General features: G+C 65.5%; 31 protein-coding genes and 2 tRNA genes. 12 read left to right on the top strand and 21 right to left on the bottom strand.

Features of this window, described 5'->3' with window-relative positions; genetic code table 11:
- Positions 1-31: 31 nt before the first annotated feature.
- A complete protein-coding gene (locus HWX08_RS20940) occupies positions 32-259 on the bottom strand; it encodes a hypothetical protein (RefSeq protein WP_069256586.1) in 228 nt (75 codons plus the stop codon).
- Positions 260-523: 264 nt separating this feature from the next.
- Between HWX08_RS20940 and HWX08_RS20945 the strand changes: the two genes are divergently transcribed.
- Complete coding sequence (locus HWX08_RS20945; RefSeq protein ID WP_069256585.1) at positions 524-1,495, top strand: sensor domain-containing diguanylate cyclase; 972 nt, start codon at positions 524-526, stop codon at positions 1,493-1,495.
- A gap of 61 nt (positions 1,496-1,556) precedes the next feature.
- Here the strand turns inward: HWX08_RS20945 and HWX08_RS20950 are convergent, their stop codons facing one another.
- From HWX08_RS20950 to HWX08_RS20970, 5 genes are all read right to left on the bottom strand, one after another.
- Positions 1,557-2,030, bottom strand: a complete 474-nt coding sequence (locus tag HWX08_RS20950) for a VOC family protein (protein ID WP_174921153.1) — start codon at positions 2,028-2,030, stop codon at positions 1,557-1,559.
- A gap of 158 nt (positions 2,031-2,188) precedes the next feature.
- A complete protein-coding gene (locus tag HWX08_RS20955) occupies positions 2,189-2,731 on the bottom strand; it encodes an aspartyl-tRNA synthetase (RefSeq protein WP_069257999.1) in 543 nt (180 codons plus the stop codon).
- 189 nt (positions 2,732-2,920) lie between these two features.
- Positions 2,921-3,163 carry a hypothetical protein gene (locus HWX08_RS20960; protein ID WP_174921152.1) on the bottom strand — a complete coding sequence of 81 codons (243 nt, stop codon included), beginning with the start codon at positions 3,161-3,163 and terminating at the stop codon, positions 2,921-2,923.
- Between the two features lie 205 nt (positions 3,164-3,368).
- The gene (locus HWX08_RS20965) at positions 3,369-3,677 is read right to left on the bottom strand and encodes a phosphatidylserine/phosphatidylglycerophosphate/cardiolipin synthase (RefSeq protein WP_069257997.1); all 309 of its coding nucleotides are present in this window, start codon (positions 3,675-3,677) and stop codon (positions 3,369-3,371) included.
- A 47-nt stretch (positions 3,678-3,724) separates the two neighbouring features.
- Positions 3,725-4,168, bottom strand: a complete 444-nt coding sequence (locus tag HWX08_RS20970; protein ID WP_174921151.1) for a VOC family protein — start codon at positions 4,166-4,168, stop codon at positions 3,725-3,727.
- Between the two features lie 26 nt (positions 4,169-4,194).
- On the opposite strand from HWX08_RS20970, the gene HWX08_RS20975 reads away from it, so the two are divergent.
- Entirely contained in the window at positions 4,195-4,938 is a 744-nt protein-coding gene (locus HWX08_RS20975) for a DUF695 domain-containing protein (protein WP_174921150.1), read from the top strand.
- A 986-nt stretch (positions 4,939-5,924) separates the two neighbouring features.
- On the opposite strand, the gene HWX08_RS20980 is transcribed toward HWX08_RS20975, so the two are convergent.
- Positions 5,925-6,356, bottom strand: coding sequence for a hypothetical protein (locus HWX08_RS20980; protein WP_174921149.1), 432 nt, complete (start codon positions 6,354-6,356; stop codon positions 5,925-5,927).
- Between the two features lie 323 nt (positions 6,357-6,679).
- Here HWX08_RS20980 and HWX08_RS20985 point away from each other — a divergent pair, with 323 nt between their 5' ends.
- Positions 6,680-7,144: a plasmid fertility inhibition factor family protein gene (locus HWX08_RS20985; protein WP_069256580.1), complete on the top strand. Its 465-nt coding sequence runs from the start codon at positions 6,680-6,682 to the stop codon at positions 7,142-7,144.
- A gap of 75 nt (positions 7,145-7,219) precedes the next feature.
- Here the strand turns inward: HWX08_RS20985 and HWX08_RS20990 are convergent, their stop codons facing one another.
- The gene (locus HWX08_RS20990) at positions 7,220-7,735 is read right to left on the bottom strand and encodes a GNAT family N-acetyltransferase (protein WP_174921148.1); all 516 of its coding nucleotides are present in this window, start codon (positions 7,733-7,735) and stop codon (positions 7,220-7,222) included.
- Positions 7,736-8,489: 754 nt separating this feature from the next.
- Between HWX08_RS20990 and HWX08_RS20995 the strand changes: the two genes are divergently transcribed.
- Complete coding sequence (locus HWX08_RS20995; protein ID WP_236858194.1) at positions 8,490-9,008, top strand: VUT family protein; 519 nt, start codon at positions 8,490-8,492, stop codon at positions 9,006-9,008.
- A gap of 275 nt (positions 9,009-9,283) precedes the next feature.
- On the opposite strand, the gene HWX08_RS21000 is transcribed toward HWX08_RS20995, so the two are convergent.
- The 8 genes from HWX08_RS21000 to ssuD all read right to left on the bottom strand — a co-directional run bounded on the left by HWX08_RS21000 (position 9,284) and on the right by ssuD (position 14,390).
- Positions 9,284-9,359 (bottom strand) — tRNA-His (locus HWX08_RS21000).
- Positions 9,360-9,416: 57 nt separating this feature from the next.
- Positions 9,417-10,403, bottom strand: a complete 987-nt coding sequence (gene dusA, locus HWX08_RS21005; RefSeq protein WP_244122748.1) for a tRNA dihydrouridine(20/20a) synthase DusA — start codon at positions 10,401-10,403, stop codon at positions 9,417-9,419.
- 130 nt (positions 10,404-10,533) lie between these two features.
- The gene (locus HWX08_RS21010) at positions 10,534-10,779 is read right to left on the bottom strand and encodes a hypothetical protein (RefSeq protein WP_069256533.1); all 246 of its coding nucleotides are present in this window, start codon (positions 10,777-10,779) and stop codon (positions 10,534-10,536) included.
- Between the two features lie 55 nt (positions 10,780-10,834).
- A complete protein-coding gene (locus tag HWX08_RS21015; protein ID WP_021161569.1) occupies positions 10,835-11,032 on the bottom strand; it encodes a hypothetical protein in 198 nt (65 codons plus the stop codon).
- Positions 11,033-11,173: 141 nt separating this feature from the next.
- Entirely contained in the window at positions 11,174-11,389 is a 216-nt protein-coding gene (locus HWX08_RS21020) for a TOBE domain-containing protein (protein WP_006476104.1), read from the bottom strand.
- A gap of 57 nt (positions 11,390-11,446) precedes the next feature.
- Positions 11,447-12,406 (bottom strand): ATP-binding cassette domain-containing protein, encoded by a 960-nt coding sequence (locus HWX08_RS21025; protein WP_069256532.1) that lies wholly within the window; start codon positions 12,404-12,406, stop codon positions 11,447-11,449.
- Positions 12,403-13,215 (bottom strand): aliphatic sulfonate ABC transporter permease SsuC, encoded by an 813-nt coding sequence (gene ssuC, locus HWX08_RS21030; protein WP_174921146.1) that lies wholly within the window; start codon positions 13,213-13,215, stop codon positions 12,403-12,405. The genes HWX08_RS21025 and ssuC overlap by 4 nt, the downstream gene beginning before the upstream one ends.
- A gap of 17 nt (positions 13,216-13,232) precedes the next feature.
- Entirely contained in the window at positions 13,233-14,390 is a 1,158-nt protein-coding gene (gene ssuD / locus HWX08_RS21035) for an FMNH2-dependent alkanesulfonate monooxygenase (protein WP_107311308.1), read from the bottom strand.
- A gap of 341 nt (positions 14,391-14,731) precedes the next feature.
- Here ssuD and HWX08_RS21040 point away from each other — a divergent pair, with 341 nt between their 5' ends.
- Positions 14,732-15,160, top strand: coding sequence for a hypothetical protein (locus HWX08_RS21040; RefSeq protein ID WP_069256530.1), 429 nt, complete (start codon positions 14,732-14,734; stop codon positions 15,158-15,160).
- Positions 15,161-15,286: 126 nt separating this feature from the next.
- Here HWX08_RS21040 and HWX08_RS21045 read toward each other — a convergent pair whose 3' ends face one another.
- Genes HWX08_RS21045 through HWX08_RS21055 form a run of 3 tightly spaced genes read right to left on the bottom strand, consistent with a single transcriptional unit; the run spans position 15,287 to position 17,312 of the window.
- Positions 15,287-16,441: an enoyl-CoA hydratase/isomerase family protein gene (locus HWX08_RS21045; RefSeq protein ID WP_174921145.1), complete on the bottom strand. Its 1,155-nt coding sequence runs from the start codon at positions 16,439-16,441 to the stop codon at positions 15,287-15,289.
- Positions 16,442-16,472: 31 nt separating this feature from the next.
- Positions 16,473-16,811 (bottom strand): DMT family transporter, encoded by a 339-nt coding sequence (locus tag HWX08_RS21050; RefSeq protein WP_069256528.1) that lies wholly within the window; start codon positions 16,809-16,811, stop codon positions 16,473-16,475.
- A gap of 3 nt (positions 16,812-16,814) precedes the next feature.
- Entirely contained in the window at positions 16,815-17,312 is a 498-nt protein-coding gene (locus tag HWX08_RS21055; protein ID WP_174921144.1) for a heme-degrading domain-containing protein, read from the bottom strand.
- A 197-nt stretch (positions 17,313-17,509) separates the two neighbouring features.
- Here HWX08_RS21055 and HWX08_RS21060 point away from each other — a divergent pair.
- The 7 genes from HWX08_RS21060 (at position 17,510) to HWX08_RS21090 (ending at position 22,898) form a co-directional block, all read left to right on the top strand.
- Positions 17,510-17,586 (top strand) — tRNA-Met (locus HWX08_RS21060).
- Between the two features lie 182 nt (positions 17,587-17,768).
- On the top strand, positions 17,769-18,314 hold the full coding sequence (locus tag HWX08_RS21065) for an NUDIX hydrolase (protein WP_069256526.1): 546 nt from the start codon (positions 17,769-17,771) through the stop codon (positions 18,312-18,314).
- 11 nt (positions 18,315-18,325) lie between these two features.
- A complete protein-coding gene (gene aat / locus HWX08_RS21070) occupies positions 18,326-19,090 on the top strand; it encodes a leucyl/phenylalanyl-tRNA--protein transferase (protein WP_069256525.1) in 765 nt (254 codons plus the stop codon).
- A gap of 33 nt (positions 19,091-19,123) precedes the next feature.
- Positions 19,124-19,954 (top strand): arginyltransferase, encoded by an 831-nt coding sequence (locus HWX08_RS21075; protein ID WP_069256524.1) that lies wholly within the window; start codon positions 19,124-19,126, stop codon positions 19,952-19,954.
- Positions 19,955-20,145: 191 nt separating this feature from the next.
- Positions 20,146-21,183 carry a quinone-dependent dihydroorotate dehydrogenase gene (locus HWX08_RS21080; protein ID WP_069256523.1) on the top strand — a complete coding sequence of 346 codons (1,038 nt, stop codon included), beginning with the start codon at positions 20,146-20,148 and terminating at the stop codon, positions 21,181-21,183.
- A gap of 105 nt (positions 21,184-21,288) precedes the next feature.
- Positions 21,289-22,083 (top strand): cystine ABC transporter substrate-binding protein, encoded by a 795-nt coding sequence (locus tag HWX08_RS21085; protein WP_069256522.1) that lies wholly within the window; start codon positions 21,289-21,291, stop codon positions 22,081-22,083.
- 122 nt (positions 22,084-22,205) lie between these two features.
- Positions 22,206-22,898: an amino acid ABC transporter permease gene (locus tag HWX08_RS21090; protein WP_006484207.1), complete on the top strand. Its 693-nt coding sequence runs from the start codon at positions 22,206-22,208 to the stop codon at positions 22,896-22,898.
- Between the two features lie 62 nt (positions 22,899-22,960).
- Here HWX08_RS21090 and HWX08_RS21095 read toward each other — a convergent pair whose 3' ends face one another.
- Together HWX08_RS21095 and HWX08_RS21100 are read right to left on the bottom strand one after the other, a co-directional pair.
- Complete coding sequence (locus tag HWX08_RS21095) at positions 22,961-23,947, bottom strand: Gfo/Idh/MocA family protein (RefSeq protein WP_174921143.1); 987 nt, start codon at positions 23,945-23,947, stop codon at positions 22,961-22,963.
- A gap of 101 nt (positions 23,948-24,048) precedes the next feature.
- Positions 24,049-24,765 carry a FadR/GntR family transcriptional regulator gene (locus HWX08_RS21100; protein WP_069256520.1) on the bottom strand — a complete coding sequence of 239 codons (717 nt, stop codon included), beginning with the start codon at positions 24,763-24,765 and terminating at the stop codon, positions 24,049-24,051.
- Positions 24,766-24,985 lie beyond the last annotated feature (220 nt).

The raw sequence follows: 24,985 nt of genomic DNA on the forward strand, positions 1-24,985 counted from the left end.
GCCGAATGGCCAGTGCGGCGCGCTCCTGCGCTCAACGGATTTCGGGCGCCCGTCCGGTCGCGACACCGGCCTGCGTCGTCGGCGCGCATCGATTCGCATGGCCGTCCACGCCGCTCGCCGAAGCGGTCGACAAGTCGCGGGCGCCGCCCGGCAGCACGTTGCCCACACACACGACGCCGAATGCCAGCGTGGTCTGAACCATCGGATAAAGGAGATACAGCGCAAACGCGAGGTAGCCCGCGTACAGGATTCGAACCATGGTGTGATGAAGGACGATGAACGATTGGACTCGTCCTGTTTACGGCATTGCGCCGGGGCAGCTTGAGGCATCGCGCATCCGATTGCGCATCGCGACGAAACGCGCGCCCATGGCACCCGCTTCTCACCGCTTCTGCATCGATCCACGTCGCGCCGAAACGGCACGTGCCCGGATTCGCGACGTAGCGATCCGCCGGACAATGCGCGATACTGTCCGGCATCCGATCCCATGACCGGCTTCGCAGCCGGGACAACGACAAGGCCCATGCAAATCGCACCGAAACCGGCCAACGAGGCGGCCCGGCTCGATACGCTTCATTCGCTCTCGATCCTCGACACGCCGCCCGAGGAGCGCTTCGACCGCCTGACGCGTCTTGCACGCAGGCTGTTCGACGTACCGATCGCACTCGTCAGTCTCGTCGACGACGATCGACAGTGGTTCAAGAGCCATGCGGGGCTCGACGTCGCGCAAACGTCGCGCGACGTATCGTTTTGCGCGCATGCATTGCTCGCGGGCAATACGATGGTGATCCAGGATGCGCTGAACGACAACCGCTTCCACGACAACCCGCTCGTCACCGGCGCGCCCGGCATCCGGTTCTACGCGGGCCGGCCGATCACGGCACCGAACGGCGCGCCCATCGGCACGCTGTGCCTGATCGACACGCGGCCGCGCTCGCTCGAACCCGACGAACTCGCGCTGCTCGGCGATCTCGCCCACATGACCGAGCGCGAGATCGCCGCCCTGCATTTCGCGACCACCGACGAACTCACCCAGCTGACGAACCGGCGCGGCTTCGAAATTCTCGCCCGCCACGTGCTGAGCCTGTGCGATCGCGTCGACCGTCACGCGGTACTGCTGTTCTTCGACCTGAACGAATTCAAGTCGATCAACGACCGCTTCGGCCATGCCGAAGGCGACCACGCGCTCAAGGCATTCGCCGAAACGCTGACGGGCGCGCTGCGCGATAGCGACGTGATCGCCCGGCTGGGCGGCGACGAGTTCGTCGTGCTGCTGAGCAACACCGATCCGACCAGCGTCGCCGAGCCGGTCGAGCGCGTGACGCAGGCGCTCGCGCGGCGCAATGCGGCCGACGCACGCGGCTACGACATCCGGTTCAGCGTCGGGTACGTCGACTACGATCCCGCGCACCCTCGCGACGTGACCGACCTGCTCGCAACGGCCGATCAGCGGATGTACGAGCACAAGCAGCGCGGCAAGGCGGCCGGCGCGTAAGCACTGGCCACGCGCGCGCCTGCAGCCGCCCTGCCGGTACAGCCACGGTTGCGCGGCTGCGTCAGCTTCCGCACGGTGGCGCGCTGGCCATCGCCTCGGCAATCTGCTCGGGCGTCAGGTCGCGCTGATGCGTCGCGAGCGACCAGCGATGGCCGAACGGATCCTCGACCTGCCCGTAGCGATCGCCCCAGAACATGTCGGCGGCCGGCAGCGTGACCGTCGCGCCGGCCGCGACCGCTTTCGCGATCGCCGCGTCGGTATCCGGCACGTACAGGTGCAGGCAGACCGGCGTGCCTTTCAGTGACTTCGGCCCGAGCGCGCCGTGCTCGGGCATTTCATCCACCAGCATCAGTGTCGAATCGCCAATCACGAGGCATGCGTGCGCGAGCCGGCCGTCGGGCATCGCCAGGCGAAACTGTTCGCTTGCATTGAACGCACGCTTGTAGAAATCGATGGCTGCCGTTGCGTCGGCGCAGATCAGGTGCGGCGTCAGCGTGCGCATCCCTTCCGGGATCGGTTTGACGGATGTGGACATGGGTGTCGCTCCTTCGGTCGGTGGTCGTATCGGAATCGGGACGGACGCGCGATGCGCACGCCTCCGATGCTACGACGGACGACCCCGGCCGAAATCGACACGACGCCCGACATTTGTTTGTTTCTCGTGTATCGGGGGCGCGGCTCCCGCGTCGCGCGTCATCGGCCCGTTCGGTCGACTTCGCTGTCCGGCGTGCCGAATTGCCGCCGGCATGCCTCCAGCAAGCCGGCCACCGCGTCGAGCGGCAGCCCCTCGAACCGGGCGATCGGCAGCATCACGCCGCCCGGCACGCGGGTGCGCGATGAATGCATCGAGAACTGGTAGCCGATGTAACGATTTCCGGCCACGCTGACGATCCGGAATTCGGTGACGTCGCGCCATCGCGTGACGGGTTGTTCGCGTACGGCCCCGGTCAGCTTGAAGCCCGTCTCGTCGACGTGCAGCGCCATCCTGCGCCGCGACGACACGAAGAAGGCCACCCCCGCCAGCGCCAGCAACGCCGCGAGTGCCGCCACCGGCCATAGCGCCGGAGCAGCGGCGTAAATGCACAGCATCGCCGCAGCCAGCACCGCGCACGCGATCGCCCTGCGTTTCAGGCTCCGGCTGTCGACCGCCAGCGTCACCGGCAACCGGCCGGCGACCGTCCCCGCGACGGGATCGATGTGCCAGCCGGATTCGGTGGTTTCGCGTTCGTCGTCCATCGTCCGATCGTTCATTGCGACGGCGGCCGGGCCGTCGAAGCCGGACACCCTATGTGCGCGCCGGGACGGAACGCTTGCCGACGGGAATCGGGCACGATCGACGAAGGTACGCATCGCCGCACGGCAACGGCGATACGCGTGCGCCATCGCGTAACGCGCAGCGTGCGATCGACATCGGCATCGATCATTTCAGTTGCACACCTTGACGGCACCGTTGGTCGTGCATTGACCGATGGTCCAGTGGCTCTGCCCGGCCAGATGCGGCGCCAGGCCGACGCCGCGGATCGGCGCGGCCGGCGACGATGCCGGCACGGCCGCGGCTGTGGACGCGGTGTCGGGCGACGGCAACGAAGGGGGCCCGGACGCGGTCTGGCACGCCGACAGTGCCAGACAAAGAACGGATGCCAACGGGGCGATGAGCGGTCTGGACATGATCTCGTACGCGTTTGCGATATTCGCTTCCGGTAACGGTTCGCCGAAACCGCGTGACCCGTCGGACCGTTCGAGGCAACCGGCAATGCAGCAGGATGATCGCCCCATACTACTCCTCGCGATCGACGTCGTGCGATCGGCCATTCGGCCGGATGCCGCCATCCCTGCGGCGGCCGCTCGCGCTCGCCCTCGCATGCCGCACCGGTCAGATTTGCGGCAGGTCGCGCAGCGTGCGCGACTCGTTCGTTGCATCGATGTCGAGTTCGATGCCTTCCGACGCATCGCGATACAGCACGCGCTTCAACTTGGGCCCGATCGCGGTGGTCTCCGATGCCGAGAAGACCGCGCGGACATCGCTGCCGGACGCGAGCGCGCGCGCCACGTCCGCCACCGGCGCCTCGCTCGGCGTCGCCGCCCACGACCGGTCGGCCGGATTCACGGCCGCCCACCGCACGTGCGTCACGCGCGCGCTGAGCAGATCGATTCGTACGCCATTCACCGCAAACATCGACATCGGCATCTCCTTGGAATGATTTTGCGGCCGGCCGCACCGATGCACGGTCACGGGCGGCCCCAGATCTCGCAGACGTTTCCCGCCGGGTCCGCCACGGAAATCGCGACCGTGCCGTCGCCGTAGTCCCACTCGTTCAGGATGGCGATGCGGCACGATTCGAGCCGCGCGACGGCTTCCGACACATGCGCCACTTCGATCGCCAGCGCGATACCGTGGCCGGTCGGACGAAACTCCGGGTACGGAAACGCGCCGCCGCTGCCAGTATGAACGGTCAGCGTCACGCCGCTCACGACAAAGCGATGCCACGGATTTCCCGCCGCCGACACGCCTTCGGCATGCACCGGCAGCGCAAGCGCCGAACGGTAGAAATCCACCACGGCCCGAAAGCGATCGGCCTCGACCGGCACCAGGATGCCCAGGCTGGCGATCATGTGCGCTTCTCCGGTCAACGCGATTTTCGATGATACATTGGGACGCTTTACAACCGTCAACAGACAATCGTGAACGGGAGAAACACATGACCGACGCCTGGGGAACCTTCCCTGCCAGAATGGGCGACCATCAGGCTTTCATCAGCTTCAATCATGCCTTTGCGGACATCGCGGAAGGCGATCCGCGCACGTCGCTGCTCAGCGTGCGCGTCCCCTTCGCGCATCCGACGGCGGAAGGCCTGCCGACCGGCGACGAATTCACCGACCTCGCGACGATCGAGGATCTGCTCGACGCCACGATCGCCGCGAAAGGAGGTGTGCAGGTTGGCTGCCTCACCGTCGACGGCCATCGGGACTTTCTTTTCTACGTGCCGTTCGACGAAGAAGCGGCGGCGGAGATCGTCGACGCACTGGCCGATCAGACGACCTACGCATTGCAGTACGCGCATCAGGACGATCCGGACAAGGAAGCGTACTGGCAAACGCTCTACCCGACCGACGACGACTGGCAGATCATGCGCGACATGCGCGTACTCGATGAATTGCGAAAGAAAGGCGACGCCGGCGACGTCAGCCGGCGCGTGATGCATTGGGCGTACTTCCCCGATCCGAGCGACGCGCATCAGTTCGCGGACTGGGCCGAAGCGAAAGGCTATCTGGTCGAATCGGTTGCACCGACCGAGGACGGCAAGTCGGCCGTACGGTTTTCGCACGAAGGCACCATGGCGCTGGCCGACATCACGCGCCATACGGTCGCGATCAATCGCGAGGCACGTTCGTTCGGAGGGACCTACGACGGATGGGAAACCAGCGTCGAACAGGCGCGCTGAGCGGGTCGACGTGCCCGTCGGGTACGACGTGAAGCAATGTATTCCGCGCAAAAAATATCCCGGCGGCATTGCGGCGCGCCGCCGGGAACAAGGCATCGCCGGCCGAAGCCGGCGATGGGCCTGAGGGTTCGCTCAGGCACGAGGAAAGCGATCGGCGATTCGTGCGGATCAGGCGAGCGCATGCCGGGGCGCGCAACCGGTGCGATTGCGCTGCCCGCCGAACGCCTGTCCGGTTCCGTCGACGCAGCCTTCCCGCGTCGATCGGGCAAAAAGCCCCGCTCCTGCGCGAGCGAGCGGGGAAACGGTTGACCGGGCCGGGGAAGAACGGTCAACCGGTCAAATTGTGAGCGTGCGCCGCGCATCGGTCTGTGCGGCAACTCACCCTTTGGTGACAATACCGAGGCAACCAGCCTGCCCGCATGCCGCGCGGATCACGGCGCGGTCGAGCGAGAAATCCGCGGCCTGCGAGCTTCATCACGAAGACAAGCGACCAGCATCGCCCCGATCGACATCCCATCGTCGGCAGCCAAACGTAACGAGCATCGCGAACACGCGCACGGCCTTTCCCGAGATCTTCGTGTTTTGCGCGATGAACCCGTCAGCCAACGTGTTGATCGAATTGCGGTACGGCAATGCCAGCACAGCGCCGAGATGTCCGGCGCATATCGACGATGTCGTGATATGTCTCGCTATCCTAGTTAGCGAAAAATCGGTCGAGTATTTGTTCGTACAGCACTGCACTATGACGTGTCAGTTCGTCAGCGACACTTTTTCATGTCCGGAATTTGATTTTGTTTTGATTCAAGTAAATATTTTCAGGCCCGGGCCGAGTTTCCGGTAAGTCGAGACGGATGTCAAAGCAGGATCATTCTATTTTTCCGGGCGGCACACTTCTCGATTCACTTTTCTGCGTCTATTTTTTCGAAACCGCGTTTCGCAGACACAAGAACTGGCGTCATGGCAACCGGGTTTCGTTATCGTGACGTTTAGTTGAAAAACCACTCCGCAATCACGTCGATCCAGTCGAGATCGTCGGCGATGTCCATGATGGTTTCGCCGACGATTTCGGTGGCCGATGAGGTCGACCCTGTCGACTCGGCTGACGCGGCTGACGCGGCCGATGCGCCTGCCGCCACCGCACCGGCAGCGACCCCCTTCGCGTTCGCCATTTCGACGGAAGCACCCGATCTCGGATCGGCCAGCCGCTCGAGCCAGTCGACGATATGGGCACGTGCCTCTTCTTCGTCGACGAAATCGTGCCGCTCGAGAAAGCGGTCGAATACGACCCATGCAAGCGTTTTGCTTCGCGAAGCGGATTCGAGATGCCAATCGACAACGGCTGTCCGACCGGATTCCCGGATTTCGAGCGTCGCGGTGAAACAGTAATCGCCGTACTCGATCTCAAGTTTTGACGACATGGTTTGCTCCGGTCAACCTGCCCTCTCTTTTTATGACGATCCGCGCGTGGCGGATGTCGCGACACAGTGTGAATCTTCGATGAAACGCGCGTGGCGCTTCCTTGCCGCGGGTAGTATCTCGATATTCTCGTCACCTGTCGATATCGATCACCGACACATGGCCGCATTCGATTTACCCCCCGTTCTCCCTGCGCTTTCGGTCGCGGTTCAGGTTCCGCTGCGAGTCGCTCGGCTTTGTTATTCCACGTATTGCCCCGCTTCGCCGCCGCAAACGCACTGCTAAACTCCAGCCAGGACGACCGCACGCAACACCAGAGGACACAATGGCACTCGCCCGCGCACGACAAAATGGCGTAGAAGTCTGGATCGTCCAGCTTCCCGGGCACACCCCCTATGCCTATACGCACCTCAAGCGGGTATTCTCCGTCGACGATACTCGGCACCGCGTCGTGACGATCGATCTGAAAAAGCTGCTGGCATGTGCCGACCGCGACACGACGGACTACGTGCTGCCGTCCGTTCCGTACTGGGCACCCGGAAAAGCCGCGGGTATTCGCGAATTCCTCGATCCTGAACAGGGCAGGATTCCGGACATGCCGTACATCACGTTTCGCGAGACGAGAACGCGAACGCTGCTCGGCATCCCCGGCCTGTCGAAAGTCGGTGTCGCGTCGTTCCGCAACGGCCAGCACCGCGCGCGCTACCTTGCCCATGCAGGCGCCACGACGCTGCCCGTCGAGGTGCACGAGACGGAAGCAGATCTGCTCGTGCGGTACTGCGGCGCGTAACGCGGGTATACGTGCGGCGTTCGCCCGGCGATGGCCGCACCTGATGCGGCCGTTCGCGCGAAGGCCGCGTGGCCGCTATGCGTGGATCGTATAGATCCGGTCGGTGACCTCCGTCCGGCCAATGCGGCTCGTCTCGATATGCGCCAGTTGCCAGCCGTTGTGCTCATAGAAGCCGATCGCGCGCGCATTGTCCTCCAGCACCTTCAGATGGACCGTGTCCACGCCGAGCGTTCGCGCCCACGCACGGACGGCTTCGATCATGCGCTTGCCCGTGCCGCTGCCGTGATGCGACGGATCGACGTGCAGGCAGTCGAGCAGCACGCCGAGCGCCGGATCGACGGGGCGCTCGGCACTGACGAAGCCCACGGGCTCACCGTTCAACTCGGCGATCAGCACGAGGCCCCACTCCTTTTCATTGCGATCGAGATATTGCCGCCATCGGGTCGCGTGTTCCGTCGGCACCTCGTCGGACAGGTAGGCCGCCGGCAGGATGTGGCTGTATGCTGTTTGCCAGCTCAGCGTGTGCAGGCGCGCGATATGGTATGCATCGTGCGCTGTCGCGGCACGCAGCGTGGCTCGTGTTTCCGGCATCGGTGGTCATTCCTTGCGCTGGTCGCTTGATCGGGGACGTCTCGACGCAAACTATACCGCCGCGTTGCGGCATGCATCGCGCAACGCCGTCACACTCGAACGAGACGCTGCCGGCCCGCCCGGGAGCGATGAGAAACGGACCTGGGGAAATCAAACGATGCGACGTCTTTCAGGAACGATCGGCCTGCGCAACTCGTTGCCAGTGCAACGGGATACAGGCAAAAAAAAATCCCGACACCGTCATCGGTCGTCGGGATCGAACGGCCCTGCAAAGCATAAGGGCACGAGGAAGTGCATACCTTACGTCAATGAAAGACTGTGAAAGACCGTGACGCACTGTCGGTTCGCGCCAAGTCCCTGTTCCATTCCGCCATTCAGCCGATAAACGGCGGCCGCAAACGAAAAAAGCCTGCTCGCGCGGAACGCGAGCAGGCAAGAACACGGATCAGCATTCGAGGCACGAGGGCTGTCCATGAAAGATAACGGCACGGGGAACCCGAACCTTAGCCGGGAAAGGAAACTTCGCCACGTCACGTCGACCGGATGCGGCCATACCCTGTCGCGTCGCACATGCTTCGACTGAAACCGGCTGCACGGTGACGATCTCTCGTCGCGACCGACCCTGGTCTTCAGTCAATCGTTCCGGATTTATTCCGGCCGGCGAGTAATGGCTTACCAGGCCGTCCGATCGGACATGTATGGCAAACTTCGGCTCCGAATCGACGCAGTGCGCACTTTCTATTGCAGGGGAATCATGTACGTCTTGATCTACATCGCAGCGGTCGCCGTCGCGAACCTGATGGTTGCTCATTTTGGCCCGGCTGCTACACCGATCATCGCGTTCCTGCTGATCGGACTCGATCTCGCGATTCGCGACCGGCTCCATCTCGACTGGCGCGGACGCGCGCTCTGGTCGCGGATGTTTGCATTGATCGCGGCCGCCGGCGTCGTCAGTTACGCGCTCAATCCCGCCGCGAAGGAAATCGCCGTCGCATCTCTGGTGGCGTTCGGTTCGGCAGCAATGGCGAGTGCAGTCGTATTTCAACTCGCACGTCGCTTTCCGATACTGGCGCGCGCAAACGGTGCGAACGTCGCGGGTGCGGCTGTCGACTCCGTCATCTTTCCGCTCATTGCGTTCGGCACTGTGTTTCCGACGATCGCCGCATTGCAATTCGTCGCCAAAGTGGCGGGCGGCGCTTTGTGGTCGTGGGTGGTTTTTAGAAATGCGCGAACGACTCAAGCGACGATGGCGAGCAACGCGGTCGATCAGTGAGGATGGGTTGAGCGTTTGGGGGCGTTATTCGTTGCCGGGAAATCGGCGTTTCGTTTTAGTACGCTCGGGATATTCTCGATTCGCCCTGCTCCTTCTTCATGGAACAGAAACTGGAGCGTCGTGGCGTTGACCGGCTGAGTGGAAAGCACAAGGATCGGGTAGCGCTCGTCATGTGAAGAGGCGTGGCATTCCCGATTTGGGAATGCCAAAACAAAAACGGCACTGCCTTTTGGGACAGTGCCGTTTTCAACGACTTGATACTGCTCAGAATTCTTTGGGGTGGCTGATGGGACTCGAACCCACGACGACAGGAATCACAATCCTGGACTCTACCAACTGAGCTACAGCCACCACTGTTACTGCTTTTTGTTCTTCGCTGCTTTTGCGTCTCAGCAGCGAAGAACAAGATTATACGAACACTTTTGAATCTTGCAAAGCTTTTTTTTCAAAAACTTCTTCTGCCTCGTTCAGATGCGCGCGTGCCTCGTCGAACACGGCCAGATCGCCGCGCGCAAGCTTCTTGTTGTCGGACAGCACACGACGCCAGCCGCGAGCGCCGGGCATGCCGCGATACAGTCCGAGCGCGTGCCGCACGATCGCGCCGAGGTAGGTTCCGCGCTTCAGTTCGGCCGCACAATATTCGATCAGCTTCGCCTCCGCCTCTTCACGCGTCGGCACCGCTGCGGTCGATCCGTAGAAGCGCGCATCGACTTCCGCCAGCACGTACGGGTTGTGATACGCCTCGCGGCCGAGCATCACGCCGTCGACATGTTCGAGATGCTGCGCAACCTCGTCGAGCGTCGTGATGCCGCCGTTGATGACGATCTCGAGTGACGGGAAATCGCGCTTCAACTGGTACGCATAGTCGTACTTGAGCGGCGGAATCTCGCGATTCTCCTTCGGCGACAGCCCCTTCAGGATCGCATTGCGCGCGTGGACGACGAACGTTTCGCAGCCCGCGTCGGCCACCGTGCCGACGAAGTCGCGTACGAACGCGTAGTCCTCGACCGCGTCGACACCGATCCGATGCTTGACCGTGACCGGCACCGACACCGCATCGCGCATCGCCTTCACGCAGTCGGCGACGAGCTGCGGCTCGTTCATCAGGCACGCGCCGAACGCGCCGCGCTGCACGCGCTCGGACGGGCATCCGCAATTCAGGTTGATTTCGTCGTAGCCCCACTGCTCGCCGAGCTTCGCGGCGCGGGCGAGATCGTCGCGCTCGCTACCGCCCAGCTGCAGCGCGACCGGCGACTCGTTCGGCGTGAACGCGAGATGTCGCTGGGCATCGCCGAACAGCAGCGCGCCCGTCGTGATCATCTCCGTATACAGCCAGGTGTCGCGCGTCAGCGTCCGGTGGAACGACCGGCAATGGCGATCGGTCCAGTCGAGCATGGGCGCGACGGAGACGCGGCGAGGAGGAAGCGAGGACGGTACGGACATGGATTTCGGGCAACAAGCCAGACGGCGCGGAAACAACCTGACATTTTAACGCATCATCGGACATGCCTGCCCCGCACGCAGGCTACCCGTCGCCCAGCTCCGCATCGACCGCCTGCCGTGCCGCATCGAGCACGCGCTCGATCACGCGCCGTTCGGTCAGCAGTAGCCCGTCGACCTTGACGAGCCGCCAGTCGATCCGCACGGCATCGCCCTGCAGCACACGGTAGTGCGCATGCTCGCCGTCCCAGACCTGCTCGGTCTTCACCTCGATCTCGAAGCCGCGGTACGGCTCGCTGAAATCGCCGAGGTCGCTGCCTCTCGGTTCCATCGCACGCTCCGTGGCGACGCAGCGCCAGGCCGCCCGCGCGGCCGGCGCCGCGCGCTCAATCGTATTCGTCGGACAAAAAGGATTTGCCATCGGCCGTCAGGTCGACCCGGCCGGCCGCCGCCTGATAAATCAGCCCCTCGTTCAGCAACGCGTAGACGACGTCGTCGAACGCGGCGGGAACCGGCCGGCTTTCACCGAACTGGTCGATCCACTTCAGCGCCTCGATGGCTTCGGGGGAAAGGATGGGGGTCATGCGTTGGCCTCCGGCGTCGGTGTCGCTCCATCCTAGCACTTCGTCCGGACGTCGAATACCGAGGCAAACGCGCTGCGCCCGTGCCGGGCTGCACCAGCGGGCAGATCGCCCGCGGCGCCGCACCGGCGCGGCCACGCGGGCTCAGAGGCGCGCGATCGATACTTCGGTCGATTTCACGAGCGCGACGACTTCCGCGCCCACCTTCAGTTCGAGCTCGTCGACCGAACGGGTCGTGATCACCGACGTGACGATGCCGAACGGCGTCTCGACGTCGACCTCGGAGACCACGGAGCCGCGAATGATCTCCTTCACCTTGCCCTTGAACTGGTTACGTACGTTGATTGCAGTGATGCTCATCAGGTTGATCGCTCCGAAGAAAAAGATCTCAGAACGGGCGGCCGCTGCCGCCCGGATTTAAACGGCCCAGCGAATCTGCCCGACCGGTCGAACGTCGTCTGCCGCGTGCACCGCGCGCGGATCGGCCGCGCCGGGGCCGCCGGCGAGCACGCGTTGCAGCACGCGATCCTCCAGCGCCGCGAACGCGGCCGATGCGCGGGCGCGCGGCCGCTCGAGCGGCACCGGCTGATCCAGCGCCACACGCCCCTGCTCGATGAGCAGGATGCGGTCGCCGAGCGCCACGGCTTCCTGTACGTCGTGGGTGACGAGCAGCGCGGTGAACCGATGTTCGCGCCACAGCCGCTCGATCAGCGCATGCATCTCGATGCGGGTCAGCGCGTCGAGCGCACCGAGCGGCTCGTCGAGCAACAGCAGTTGCGGCCGGTGCACGAGCGCACGCGCCAGCGCGACACGCTGCCGCTGGCCGCCCGACAGCTGCGCGGGCCAGTCGTTCGCGCGTTCCAGCAGGCCGACTTCATCGAGCACCGCGCGCGCCTGGTCGCGCGCGCCGCGCCCGAGGCCCAGCATCACGTTCTGCAGCACCGTCTTCCACGGCAGCAGGCGCGCATCCTGGTACATGATCCGCGTATCGAGTACGCCGCCGCCGTCGCCGTGCGTCTGAAGCACGCCGCTGCTCGGTTGCTCGAGCCCGGCGACGAGACGCAGCAGCGTCGATTTCCCGCAGCCGCTGCGGCCGACGATCGCGACGAAGCTGCCGCGCGCGATGCCGAGTTCGACGTTGTCGAGCACCGTGCGCGCGCCGAAGCGCTTGCTGACGCCCGACAGCGTCACCGCGTCGTCGGCTGCCGGGTTTCCCGCGCGCCGCCGCGCGAGCGGCACGACCGATGCGCCGCCGTCACGTTCGAGGATCGCCGCGTCCCGTGCGTCGCCGTCCGCGACGCGCGCCTGCGCCAGTTCGGCCTCGAGATCTGCGCCGGCGAGCGTGCCGTAGGCGGCCGCCGAAGTCGTCGCATTCATGCCTTTGCTCCTGATTGGTAAGCGGGGTGCCAGCGCAGCGTCACGCGCTCGATCCATTTCGCCAGCACGTCGGCCAGCTTGCCGAGCACTGCGTACAGCAGGATCCCGACCACCACCACGTCGGTTTGCAGGAATTCACGCGCGTTCATCGTCATGTAGCCGATGCCCGACTGCGCGGAGATCGTTTCCGCGACGATCAGCATCACCCACATCAGCCCGAGCGCGAAACGCACGCCGACGAGAATCGACGGCAACGCCCCGGGCAGGATCACGTCGCGGTACAGCGCAAAACCGCGCACGCCGTAGCTCTTCGCCATCTCGATCAGGTTCGCGTCGACCGAGCGGATCCCGTGGTACGTGTTGATGTAGACCGGAAAGAACACCCCGAGCGCAACGAGGAACAGCTTCGCCTTCTCGTCGATGCCGAACCACAGGATCACGAGCGGAATCATCGCGAGCGCCGGGATGTTGCGGATCATCTGGATCGTCGAATCGAGCGCGACCTCGGCCGCCTTCGACAAGCCGGTGGCGAGCCCGAGCGCGAGACCCACGCCGCCGCCGATCGCGAAACCGAACAGCGCGCGCCAGGTACTGACTTTCACGTTCGCCCACATCTCGCCCGACGTCACGAGCGACCACGCCGCCCGCACGACCGCAACGGGCTCTGGCAGCACGCGGGTCGACAGCCAGCCGACACGCGCGCCGACTTCCCATGCCGCCAGCAGCGCGAGCGGCACGAGCCACGGCGCGACGCCGCGCCATGCGCGGGCGGCCACGGCCGCGCCCGTCGTCGACGTTTTCGTTGTCATCGCAAGCCTCCCGTCGCTCAGCTCTGGGCCGCTTTCGGCAGATAGCTGTTGCCGACGATCTCGCCGAACGGGCCCGACAGCGGGCCGGTCGCCTTCGCCGCACCGTCGCCCTTGATCAGCGGGAACACGAGCTCCGCGAAACGGTACGACTCTTCCAGATGCGGATAGCCGGACAGGATGAAGGTCTCGATACCGAGATCCGCGTATTCGCGCATGCGTGCCGCGACCTGCTCCGGATTGCCGACGAGCGCGGTGCCTGCGCCGCCGCGCACGAGGCCGACGCCGGCCCACAGGTTCGGATACACCTCGAGCGCCTCGCGGCCGCCGCGCTTGCCGCCGTGCAGCGCAGCCATGCGGCGCTGGCCTTCCGAATCCATGTTCGCGAACGCCTGCTGCGCGCGCGCGATGGTTTCGTCGTCGAGGCGGCTGATCAGGCGCTCGGCGTCGCGCCAGGCTTCGTCCTCGGTCTCGCGCACGATCACGTGCAGACGAATGCCGAACTTGATCTTGCGGCCGCGCGCCTCCGCACGGGCGCGAATATCGGCGATCTTCTTCGCGACGGCTTCGGGCGGCTCGCCCCAGGTCAGGTAGGTGTCGATGTGATCGGCCGCGATCGCATGCGCGGCCGGCGACGAACCGCCGAACCACAGCGGCGGGTGCGGACGCTGCACGGGCGGATACAGCGTCTTGCCGCCCTTCGATTGCAGATGCTTGCCGATGTAGTCGAAACCGCCGTTGTCGTGCGATGCGGACAGCAGCCCGCGCCAGATGTTCAGGAAGTCGTCGGTGATTTCGTAGCGCGTATCGTGATCCGCGAACAGGCCGTCGCCTTCGAGCTCGGCGGAATCGCCGCCCGTCACGACGTTGATCAGCAGGCGGCCGCCCGACAGGCGGTCGAACGTCGCGGCCATCCGCGCCGACAGCCCCGGCGAGGCGATGCCGGGACGGATCGCGACCAGGAACTTCAGGCGCTGCGTCGCCGGGATGAGGCTCGACGCAACGACCCACGCGTCCTCGCACGAACGGCCGGTAGGCAGCAGCACGCCCTCGTAGCCGAGCGTATCGGCCGCCACCGCGATCTGCTTGAAGTAATCGTAAGTCGCGGCGCGCGCGCCTTCCGCTGTTCCGAGATAGCGGCTGTCGCCGTGCGTGGGGATAAACCAGAACACATTCATCTGCTGCTCCTGCTTGACTGTTCGTGCCGGAATTTGAAAAAACATCGCCCTGCTCGCGTCGCGGATGCGCGGCGCATGCATGCTGTGCGTTCGAATCGGGATGGCTCGCCGGTCAGGCCGTGCCGCGGGCGAGGACGCGATGGCACGGCTGTTTCTGGGAAATCAGTCTAGGGATCGGCGCAGGGCTTTGGAACGATTTTTTTGAGCTTAGGTTTTCCGCTTTCGTGATTAGCACGACGCTGGAGCGAATATCGAGACGGGCGGGGCCCTATAATGACGATCCTATCCGAATAACTCCGCGCGGACGGCCCCGGCCGTGCGCGCCTGCGGTGCACTCATCGATGCAGAAAGTCATCCTGCCATTCCTGTCCGGCTTCCTGGCCGCCCTGTTCTTCCGCGAAGCCACACTCGCACTCCTTCATACCGCCGACCTGATCGCAGCCACCGGCTTCTCCACGCAACCGTTCGCGCCGCTCGGCATTCCTGAATTTGTCGCGAATGCGCTGATCAGTGCATGCTGTGCGATCCCGATGGCGTGGCTGCTGCGCGTGTCGCCGGAACGCGAGGCGTCGTGGATCGGCGCGCTGGTGTTCGGCGGCATCGTGCTCACGGCCGCCCGCGTGTTCGCGATCGATCCGCTGCGCGGCATCTGGCCGTCGGGCAACATGATGCCGGTGCTCGCCGCCGGCTTCGCGGCGAACGCGGTATGGGGCTTCGGCGCACTCGTGTTCATGCGTGCGTTCATGTCGGACGACACAGGCGACGCGTAACACGGGCGCACGCGCTCGGCGCCCGTCGATCACGGTCCGGTCGACATCACGAAAAAAGGCCGCCTGCATGTCCTATGCAGGCGGCCTTTTCATGTCCGGCTCGGGGTTCAGTTCACCCGCTCGACGTCAGTCCTTCAGATTCCGCAGCGGATGCGTGTCGGGCGTCCACGGACTGTCGAACATCGCGAGCACGTCTGCGCGATCGAGGTCGGCGACCGACCTGAAACGCCAGACCGGTTGATGATCCTTGTCGACGATCAGCGCGCGCACACCTTCGATCACGTCGCCGCGCGCGAACGTCGAACGCGTGAGATCGAGATCGCGCCGCAGGCAATCGGCCATCGTCGCGCCGCGCGCACGCTCGACCACTTCCAGCGACACGGCCATCGACAGCGGCGACAACTGTTCGCGCATCGCATGGGTCGCCTTCTCGACCCATCCGTCGACGGCCGCGCAATCCTGCTCGGCGTCGAGCGACGCGAGGATCGCGCGGATGTCCGGCCGCGCGAAATGCCGGTCGATCCCGGCGCGCGCGTCGGCCAGTGCCGACGTGTCGGGTGTCGGCACGACCTTGTGCGCAGCGCACGCATCGGCCACGCACGCGACGGCCTGCTCGCCGCTGTCGAGGCGCGCGCCGCGAAGCGTATCGAGCAGCGCCGGCAGCGCGGCATCGGGTAGATAGGCGTCGGCGAGCTGCGCGTATAGCGCGCCGGCCGCATCGAGCGTCGCGCCGGTCACGGCGAGGTAGCGGCCGATCGCGCCGGGCGTGCGCGCGAGGAACCAGCTCATCCCGACGTCCGGGAACAGGCCGATACGCGTTTCCGGCATCGCCATCTTCGTCGAGTCGGTCACGACGCGCAGGCCGCCCGTGTGCCGCGCCGCCTGCGAAATCCCCATGCCGCCGCCCATCACGACGCCGTGCATCAGCGCGATGTAAGGCTTCGGATAGGTGAAGATCGCGTGGTTCAGCGTGTATTCCTCGATGAAGAACGTGTCGACCGCATCGCGGTCGCCCCGTTGCCACGCATCGTGGAAGAAGCGCACGTCGCCGCCCGCGCAGAACGCGCGCGGATGCGGGCTGTGCACGACGACCGCGACGACCTCCGGATCGTCGCGCCATGCGTCGAGCGCCTGCTGCATCAGCCGGATCATGCCGACCGACAGCGCGTTCAGCGCCTTCGGCCGGTTCAGTTCGAGAAAGCCGATGCGGTTCGCGACAGACGCGCGTACGTCGGGCTGCGTGGATTCGGCGGATACGGCGGCGGAAGTGGAATCGGTCATGTAGGTTGTCCGGCAAATGGCGGTCGCACGCTCAGTGCGCCTGCATCTTGGAAAACAGGTTCAACACCACGACGCCGGCGATGATCAGGCCGAGGCCGATCACGGCCGGCAGGTCCGGCACCTGGCGATAGAGCAGCATCGCGACGAGCGTGATCAGCACGATGCCGGCGCCCGACCAGACTGCATAGATGATGCCGACGGGCATCGTGCGCAACGTGATCGACAGGCAGTAGAACGCGATGCCGTAACCGGCGACGACGAGCGCCGACGGCCAGAAGCGCGTGAAGCCGTCCGCCGCGCGCAGCGCGGACGTGCCGATCACTTCCGCGACGATCGCGATCGCGAGCCATGCGTAACCGGGAATCTGCATCGCTCAGGTCCTTGCGAGCGCCAGAGCGGCGTAGTCGTGACCCAGCTCCGCACACAGCGCCTCGACGACGAATTCGTGGTCCGCGCGCTGCGGCAGCCCCGATGCGGTGATCGAACCGATCACGCCGGCGCCGGCGACGGTCAGCGGAAACGCGCCGCCGTGCGGCGCATATTCGGCGATCGGCAATCCGTGCTTGTCGGCGAGCGTCGCGCCGGCCTGCTGCATGCGCAGGCCGATCGCATACGAACTGCGGCGGAAATGCGCGACGACGTTGCGCTTGCGGCGCACCCAGTCGGCGTTGTCGGGCGTGGCGCCGGCGAGCGCCGCATAGAACAGCGGCTGGCCGAACGTGACGATGTCGATCGCGACCGCATGGCCGCGCGACGTGGCCATTGCATGCATTCGGCTACCGAGCGCCCATGCGCGGGCCGCGTCGAAATGGGGAAACACGAGCGCCTGTTCCTGCGCGCCGATCGATTGCAGATCGTGAGCGATGTCCATGAATCCGTCGATACAGAAATGAGAGTCGCAACGGCGCCGACGCGATCGCGCACGGCCCCGCCGCCGAAGAAACGAAACAAACCGTTCGATTCTAGCGCACGCACCCGCGGTACCGGCCCCACAAGCAGCGACAAGAAATTGTCAGAAAGCGCTTGCACGCGTACGGGATAACCCATATAATTCATTTCTTCGACGGACGCGGGGTGGAGCAGTCTGGCAGCTCGTCGGGCTCATAACCCGAAGGTCGTAGGTTCAAATCCTACCCCCGCAACCAATCGCCCAGATTCATGCAAAAAGCCCGGCCCAGTGCCGGGCTTTTTGTTTTTCCGCCGCGCTCCCCGCTTCTCTTCGCGCACCCGCGCTGCGCCTCGGGCGGCACGCGACCTGCACGCGCAGGCGTTCAAGAATGCCGCGCCCCGGTGATACACTCGCATCACCTCGTCCCTTCCACTCGACATGAAATTCTGCTCCGTCTGCGGTCACGAAGTCATCGCGCGCATTCCTCCGGGCGACAACCGCGAGCGCTTCGTCTGCGATCACTGCGGCACGATCCACTACCAGAATCCGCGCAACGTCGTCGGCACGGTCCCGCTCTGGGGCGATCAGATCCTGCTGTGCCGCCGCGCGATCGAACCGCGCTACGGGTTCTGGACGCTCCCCGCGGGCTTCATGGAAATGGGCGAGACGACGGCCGAAGCCGCCGCGCGTGAAACGCTCGAGGAAGCCGGCGCACGCGTCGAGGTGCAGAACCTGTTCACGCTGCTCAACGTGCCGCACGTGCACCAGGTCCACCTGTTCTACCTCGCGCGGCTCACCGATCCGGCGTTCGAGGCCGGCGAGGAAAGCCTCGAAGTGAAACTGTTCGACGAAGCCGACATCCCGTGGGACGAGATCGCGTTCCCGACCGTCAGCCAGACCCTGCGATTCTTCTTCGCCGATCGCGCCGCGGGCGACTACGGCGTGCACACCGGCGATATCTTCCGCTCGCTGCGCAACGGCTGAGCCCCCGCCCCATGGTCCCCTGGCTCGGCCCGGACGATCCGTTTCCGCCCATCGAACGCGCGCTCGGCCCGGCGACCGGCGCGCCCGGGCTGCTCGCCGCGAGCGCCGACCTGCTGCCGTCGCGCCTCATCGACGCGTACCTGCGCGGTATCTTCCCGTGGTATTCGGACGGCCAGCCCGTCCTGTGGTGGAGCCCGGACCCGCGCATGGTCCTCGTGCCGGCCGAATTCAAGGTGTCGCCGTCGCTGCGCAAGACGCTCAAGCGCGTGCTGCGCGACCCCGCGTGGGAAGTGCGCATCGATCACGACTTCGCCGGCGTGATGCGCGCGTGCGCGCAGGCGCCGCGCCGCGGTCAGCGCGGTACGTGGATCACGGCCGAGATCATCGACGCGTACACGTCGCTCTACCGCTCCGGCAACGCGCACAGCATCGAGACGTGGCACGACGGGCGGCGCGTGGGCGGCCTGTACGGCGTGTCGTTCGGGCGGATGTTCTTCGGCGAATCGATGTATGCGGACGCGACCGACGCGTCGAAAATCGCGCTGGCCACGCTCGTCGCGCACCTTCGCGAGCAGGGGCTGGAGATGATAGACTGCCAGCAGAATACGTCGCATCTAGCGTCGCTCGGCGGCCGCGAGATCGCACGCAAGGCCTTTGTCGCTCACGTGCGCCGCGCGGTAGCCGAACCGCCGATTCCGTGGGAATTCGACAAGCGCGTGCTCGCCGCGCTGACGGCCCGCACCGAACCGGCGGCCCCCTCCGGCATCGAGCGCTAGCGCGGCACTCCTTCCCTGCATCGAGAGCTGCCCATGACTCACCCGACTGAGCTGCCGCTTTCACCGCTTTCGGCGTTGCAATTCTATGCAACGGCGCCTTATCCGTGCAGCTATCTGGACGGCCGCGTCGCGCGCTCGCAAGTCGCGACGCCGAGCCACCTGATCAATTCCGACATCTACACCGAACTCGTCAAGGCCGGCTTCCGACGCTCGGGCGTGTTCACGTATCGTCCGTACTGCGACGGCTGCCGGGCCTGCGTGCCGGTGCGCGTGCCCGTCGACGCGTTCGCGCCGTCGCGCACGCAGCGCCGGATGTGGAAGCGGCACCGCACGCTCGTCGCGACGGTTTCGCCGCTGCACTACGACGAAGAGCACTACGCGCTCTACATGCGCTACCAGTCCGCGCGCCACGCGGGCGGCGGCATGGATCGCGACAGCCGCGACCAGTACGAGCAATTCCTGCTGCAGAGCCGGATCAACTCGCGCCTCGTCGAATTCCGCGACCTCGACGCGCCGGGCGGCGAGCCCGGCAAGCTGCGCATGGTCAGCATGATCGACATCCTCGGCGACGGGCTGTCGTCGGTCTACACGTTCTTCGAGCCCGACGACCAGCACACGAGCTACGGCACCTACAACATCCTGTGGCAGATCGAGCAGGCGAAGAGCCTCGGCCTGCCCTACGTGTACCTCGGCTACTGGATCCGCGAGAGCCCGAAGATGGCCTACAAGGCGAACTTCCACCCGCTGGAAGGGCTGATCGACGGCCGCTGGAAGATCCTCGATCCGGAACGGATCGACGTGCCGCCCGTCGATGCGGCGCTGGCGCGCGCACCGCTGCCGGGCGGGCATTCCGGGTCCGGTTGACGAGCCGCGCGCCGTCGCGGCCACGCTCCGGCAACGGGTGTCGTAACGGGTGTCGTTTCAGCTCCATGCCGACGCCACCGCCGCGCACGAACCGCGCGCCACCGGCACCGACGAACCGAACCCCGCCCTTGGCGCGCAACTCCCGGTAAAATAGCGGGTTGTCATTCATTCCGGCTGTCCGCCCTATTCTCGTGTTCAGTTCCCTTTATCCGCTGGCCCGCGCATCCCTGTTCAAGATGGATGCGGAAGACGCTCACCACCTCACGCTGCGCGCGCTCGGCGCGGCCGGCCGCACCGGCCTCGCCTGCGCGCTGTCCGCCCGCGTGCCCGACGCGCCGCGCACCGTGATGGGGCTCACGTTCCGCAATCCGGTCGGCCTCGCGGCCGGTCTCGACAAGGACGGCGCGGCCATCGACGGCCTCGCGGCGCTCGGTTTCGGCTTCATCGAAGTCGGCACGGTCACGCCGCGCCCGCAGCCCGGCAACCCGCGTCCGCGGATGTTCCGGCTGCCGCAGGCCGAAGCGCTGATCAACCGGATGGGCTTCAACAACCACGGCGTCGACCAGTTCGTGAAGAACGTCCAGGCCGCCCGCTACCGCGGCATCCTCGGCCTGAACATCGGCAAGAACGCCGATACGCCGATCGAGCGCGCCGCCGAGGATTACCTGTACTGCCTCGAGCGCGTGTACCCGTTCGCGAGCTACGTGACGATCAACATCTCGTCGCCGAACACGAAGAACCTGCGCCAGTTGCAGGGCGCGGGCGAGCTCGACGCGCTGCTCGCGGCGCTGAAGGACAAGCAGCAGCGCCTCGCCGACCTGCACGGCAAGCTCGTGCCGCTCGCACTGAAGATCGCCCCCGATCTCGACGACGAACAGGTCAAGGAAATCGGCGACACGCTGCTGCGCCACAAGATCGAGGCGGTCATCGCCACCAACACGACGTTGTCGCGCGCGGCCGTCCAGGGCCTGCCGCATGCGGACGAAGCCGGCGGCCTGTCGGGCCGCCCGGTGTTCGACGCATCGAACGAAGTGATCCGCAAGCTGCACGCCGAAGTCGGCAGCGACGTGCCGATCATCGGCGTCGGCGGTATTTTCTCGGGCGAGGACGCCCGCGCGAAGCTCGCGGCCGGTGCGGCGCTGGTGCAGCTCTATACGGGCTTCATCTACCGCGGCCCGGCGCTCGTCGCGGAATGCGTGAAGGCCATCGGCCGCGATCGCGCCGCGTAATATAGACATAAACAAACGATATTTAAACTTCGATTGCGTTTTTGCTATCGTCGACCTCGTTACACGAATGAATTCAACGACCCGGACAGGGCAAGGAAACACACGATGAAGATTGCGCTGCTGAAGAAGCTGCTGGTTGCCGGCCTGATCGGCACCACGTTTGCCGCCGCCACCGCGCACGCGGCCGACCTCCTCGACCAGGTGAAACAACGCGGCACGCTGCGGGTCGGCCTCGAAGGCACGTTCCCGCCGTTCAACTCGAAGAACCCGCAAGGCGAGCTGGTCGGCTTCGACGTCGACATCGCGAAGGCCGTGGCCGCGAAGCTCGGCGTGAAGGCGGAATTCGTGACGACCGAATGGAGCGGCATCATTGCGGGCCTGCAGGCCGGCAAGTTCGACGTGATCGCCAACCAGGTCGGCATCACCGACAAGCGCAAGGAAACGCTCGACTTCTCGCCGGCGTACACGTACTCGTCCGCGCAACTGATCCAGCGCAAGGACGACACCCGTGAATTCAAGTCGCTCGAAGACCTGAAGGGCAAGAAGCTCGGCGTCGCGCTCGGCACGAATTACATGGACATGGCGAAGTCGGTGCCCGGCATCGACGTGAAGACGTATCCGGGCGCGCCCGAGTACCTGCGCGACCTCGCCGCCGGCCGTCTCGACGCAGCGCTCAACGACCGCCTGATGCTCGCGTACCTGACGAAGAATTCGCAACTGCCGCTGCGCCCGGGCGCGAACGTCGGCTCCGCAAACCCGTCGGGCATCCCGTTCAAGAAGGGCAACCCGAAGTTCCAGAAGGCGATCGACGACGCGATGACGCAACTCGAAGCCGACGGCACGTTCACGAAGATCTCGGACAAGTGGTTCGGCATCGACGTGACGAAACCGATCAAGTAAGCACGCCTCTGTTTCCCGCCTGACGGCGGGCCGGAAAGGGCGGCATCCGCAACGATGCCGCCCTTTGTTTTACTGGTCCGGTTTATGATTGCGCTTTCGCGCACGCATTCGATTCGCATTCCATGTCGACAACGTCCCTGCTCGTCCAATCGCTGCCGGTGCTCGCCCAGGGCGCCGTCCTGACCGTCAAGTTCGCCGTGCTGTCGATGGTGTTCGGGCTGCTTGGCGCCGTCGTGCTCGCGATGATGGGCATCCGGCAAAGCGAAGCGCTCGACGGCTTCGAACGTATCTGGGTCAATGCGCTCGCATGGCTCGCGCGCGCGTACGTGAGCCTGATGCGCGGCACGCCGCTGCTCGTGCAGATCTTCGTCATCTATTACGGGCTGCCGAGCCTCGGCATCTCGCTCGACCCGACGCCCGCCGGCGTCATCGCGCTGTCCGCGAACGTCGCCGCTTATATGTCGGAAAGCATGCGCGGCGCGATCAACGGGATCGCGCGCGGCCAATGGCTCGCCGCGTACAGCCTCGGGCTGTCGTGGGGGCAGACGCTGCGCTACGTGATCGGTCCGCAGGCGCTGCGCATCGCGGTGCCGAGCCTGTCGAACAGCCTGATCAGCCTGATCAAGGACACGTCGCTCGTCTCCGTGATCACCGTGACCGAACTGCTGCGCAGCGCGCAGGAAGTGATCGCGGCAACCTACCAGCCGCTGCCGCTCTATCTCGCCGCCGCGGCCGTGTACTGGATCCTGTGCCAGATCCTCGAATGGGTGCAGCGCTGGTACGAGAAACGCCTGTCGCTGCCGTCGCGGCACTGAGCGTACGCGACGACGCCGGGCCGCATGCGCGCGCCCGGCACCTGCTTCCCTCTTATTCCCCCTCATTCGCCCGAATAGCGCACGCCGAGCGCCGCTCGCGCGGCATCCGTCATCGCGATCATCTGCCGCGAATGGTCGTGCGTGATGATCGGGCTTTCGGTCTTGCCCGCGCGCAGCAGGTCGCAGAAATGCGCGGTCTCGTAGTTCAGCCCGCCGCCGTCGGCCGGCGCATCGAGTTCGACGGTGCGCCCGTCCGCGTAGCGGATCGTCGCACGCACGGGGTTCCACCACTTCTCGTGAATCGTCACGTGGCCGCCGGCCGCGGCGATCAGCGCGTCGCCGCGCCCCATCACGTCGAGCCCGCAAAAGAGCTGTGCGATTCCGCCGTTCGCGTGCACGCTGTTCAGGCTCGCGAACAGGTCGACACCCGTCGCGCCGACGCGGCCGAGCGTCTGCACGTCGCGCGCCGCGCCGAGCCAGTCGACCGCAAGGAATGCTTCGTAGATGCCGATGTCGAGCAGCGCGCCGCCCGCGCGATCGAGACGATAGACGGAATGGTCGTCCGGTACCGTCGACGAGGCACACCCGGCCCGCACGAGCCGGATCTCGCCAATCGGATCGTCGAGCAGATGCGCGCGCAACCGACGGTACAGCGGAAAGAACGGCGGCTTCATCGCCTCCATGAAAAGCCGCCCGGTGTCGCGGGCCGCCCGCAGCACGGTGTCGAGCTGCGCCGCGTTCAGCGTGGCGGGCTTTTCGCACAGCACGGCCTTGCCGGAGGCCAGCGCGGCCAGCGTGTACTGCGCGTGACTGTCGTGAAGCGTCGCGATGTAGACCGCGTCGATGTCGCTCGCGAGGAGCGCGTCGAGACTCGCGGCAGGCGTGCCGCCGCATGTTTCGCAAAAGGCTGCCGCGGCGTCCGCGCGGCGCGCCCAGGCACCTGCGAGCGTGGCGCCCGGCACGTGGGCGAGGCTTTGCGCGAAGCGGCGCGCAATGCTGCCGGCGCCGACGATGCCGAAGCGCACCGGGCGAGGGTCGTTGTCGTTCATCCTGATCTTCCGTGTCGGTCGTATGACGGTGGCCGGCACGCTGCCGGCCGGTCGTCATGATAAACGGCCCGGCGTCACACGGATGAGCGATGCGTGCCGCGTCAGGCGCGCATGGGCACGTCGACGGAGAAATCGCGCGAGATTTCGTCGGCGCTGAAATCGATCAGCGCGAGCGAAGCGGCTTCGGCCTCGCGCGGGTCGCGCCGCTCGATCGCGTCGACCACCCGCGCATGCGCCTTCACCACGACGTCGTGCGCCCCTTCCTTCTGCACGACACGCGGATTCACGAGGCGCACCGCACCGCGCACGATCGCCGCCATCTGCTGGAAGAACTGGTTGCCGCTCGCCTGCACGATCCGCGTGTGCAGCAGCTCGTCCGCCGTGTCGTAGCCGGTGTCGCCCGGCTGCAGCACCTTGAACGCATCGAACGCTTCGCGGATGCCCGCGATGTCGGCGGCCGTCGCTCGCACGGCCGCCTGCGCGGTCGCACGCGGTTCGATCAGCATCCGGAATTCGATGACGTCGCGCATGAACTGCGGATCGGGTTTCGCCCGGAATCGCCAGCTCACCACGTCTTCGTCGATCATGCGCCAGTCACGCATGGGCCGCACACGCGTACCGACTTTCGGACGCACGTCGAGCATGTCGCGCGCAAGCAACATCGACAACGCTTCGCGCATCACGGTGCGACTCACATCGAACTCTTTCGACAGCACGTCCTGTGGCGGCAAGATGCCGCCGTACTTGTCCTCGACGATACCCGAGACAAGCCCATCCATCACTTTGGCGACCAATGACCGGTCTTTGCCCTGCTCCATGACACCTCCCCGTGCGTCGATTTGCGAACACCTGCTCCGCAGTTCCGCCGGCCCTGGTTACGACTGTTCTTATGATCTATAAGTTGATGAGTTCGAGGACATTTCGCTATCTGGTAAACACCTGACAGGGTTATCCCTCTTTTGGACGGGGTGATTTATACGGCTAAAAATAAGGCCCGGGAAGCGCATTGCGCCTGCCGGGCCCCGATTTCCACAAGAT

Origin of the sequence: Burkholderia metallica, from assembly GCF_902832845.1 — a bacterium.
GTDB classification, from domain to species: domain Bacteria; phylum Pseudomonadota; class Gammaproteobacteria; order Burkholderiales; family Burkholderiaceae; genus Burkholderia; species Burkholderia metallica.